The organism is Photobacterium lipolyticum, from assembly GCF_003026475.1.
Lineage (GTDB): Bacteria > Pseudomonadota > Gammaproteobacteria > Enterobacterales > Vibrionaceae > Photobacterium > Photobacterium lipolyticum.
In genome coordinates this window covers 1-1,930 of sequence record NZ_PYMC01000039.1, presented here as the reverse complement: position 1 = coordinate 1,930, position 1,930 = coordinate 1, and the positions used below count along the sequence as shown (strand labels likewise).

The 1,930-nt window shown below is 50.4% G+C and carries 2 protein-coding genes; both read left to right on the top strand.

What is annotated here, in order from left to right; genetic code table 11:
• Nucleotides 1-1,404 (top strand): fumarate reductase (quinol) flavoprotein subunit (frdA, locus tag C9I89_RS22170; protein WP_107285489.1); only part of this gene is annotated, 1,404 nt, incomplete at its 5' end.
• Nucleotides 1,404-1,930, top strand: a 527-nt coding sequence (locus C9I89_RS22165) for a succinate dehydrogenase/fumarate reductase iron-sulfur subunit (RefSeq protein ID WP_107285488.1), incomplete at its 3' end; no start/stop codon positions are given. The genes frdA and C9I89_RS22165, both read left to right, overlap by 1 nt.

The following is a 1,930-nucleotide window of genomic DNA, read 5'->3' as shown; positions in this document are numbered from 1 at the left end:
CACACGCTTTTCCAGACCTCTATCAAATATACCCAAATCAACCGCTTTGACGAATACTTCGTGGTTGACCTGCTGGTAGAAGAGGGCGAAGTACAAGGCCTTATCGCTATTCACATGGCTGAAGGCGAATTGGTTTGTATTAAAGCAAAATCTGTCGTGCTTGCGACAGGGGGTGCAGGCCGTGTTTACAACTGCAACACCAACGGCGGCATCGTAACAGGCGACGGTATGGCGATGGCATTCCGCCACGGCGTCCCTCTGCGTGATATGGAATTCGTTCAGTACCACCCGACAGGCCTACCAGGCACAGGTATCCTGATGACCGAAGGTTGTCGTGGTGAAGGCGGTATCATGCTGAACAAAAACGGCTACCGCTACCTGCAAGACTACGGCATGGGCCCTGAAACACCAATCGGCCAGCCAAAGAACAAATACATGGAACTGGGTCCGCGTGACAAAGTTTCTCAAGCGTTCTGGCACGAACTACAAAAAGGCAACACCATCAAGCACCCACTGGGCGATGTTGTGCACCTTGATTTGCGCCACCTGGGTAAAGAATACCTGCATGAACGTCTACCCTTTATCTGTGAGCTTGCGAAAGCCTATGTGAACGTTGATCCTGCGGAAGAGCCTATTCCAATTCGTCCAACCGTGCACTACACCATGGGCGGTATTGAAACAGACAAAAACAACGAAACACGTATCTCTGGTCTATTCGCCGTCGGTGAGTGTTCTTCTGTTGGCCTGCACGGTGCTAACCGTCTGGGTTCTAACTCTCTGGCAGAGCTGGTTGTATTCGGCCGCCTGGCGGGTGAAGGCGCTGCAAAGCGTGCAGCAGAATTCAAAGGCTGGAACGAAGCGTCTATCACAAAGCAAATGAAGGCTGTTCAAGACCGTATCGACGCTCTGCTATCACAAGAAGGCGACGAAAACTGGTCTGATATCCGTACTGAAATGGGTCACTCCATGGAAGCGGGTTGTGGTATCTACCGCCAAGAAGACCTGATGCAAGCGACTGTTGATAAACTGGCAGAGCTGCGTGAGCGTTATAAGAAGATCAGCATCAAAGATAAAGGCAAAGTATTCAACACCGATCTGCTCTACGCAATCGAAGTGGGCTACGGCCTGGAAGTGGCCGAAGCCATGGCTCACTCTGCGATTAAACGTACTGAATCTCGTGGTGCACACCAGCGTCTAGACGAAGGTTGTACAGAGCGTGATGACGTCAACTTCCTGAAGCATACACTGGCATTCTACAACGGTGACAAAGCACCTCGTATCGAATACAGCGACGTGACAATCACCAAGTCTCAGCCTAAAGCGCGTCTATACGGTGCAGCGGCAGAAGAGGCAGCAGCGAAAGAAGCAGCAGAAGCGGCAGCGAACAAAGAGGAGCAGGCATAATGTCAGGCAACCGTATCCAGAAAGTTGAAATTCTGCGTTATGACCCAGAAAAAGATGCAGAACCGTACTTCGAGATGTTCGAAGTACCGTTTAACGAAACCATGTCAGTGCTTGATGCTCTGGGTTACATCAAAGATAACCTAGACAAAGATCTGGCTTACCGTTGGTCTTGCCGTATGGCGATCTGTGGTTCTTGCGGCATGATGGTCAACAAGGTGCCGAAGCTTGCTTGTAAAACATTCCTGCGTGACTACCCGAACGGTCTGAAAATCGAAGCGCTGGCTAACTTCGCTATCGAAAAAGATCTGATCGTAGACATGACGCCGTTCATCGAGCGTCTTGAAGCAATTAAGCCATACATCATCGGTAACGATCGCACACCGGAAGATGGTCCAAACAACCAGACGCCTGAGCAAATGGCTAAGTACAAGCAATTTGCCGGTTGTATCAACTGTGGCCTTTGCTACGCAGCCTGTCCTCAGTTTGGTTTGAATCCTGAGTTCATTGGTCCTGCTGCGCTAACACT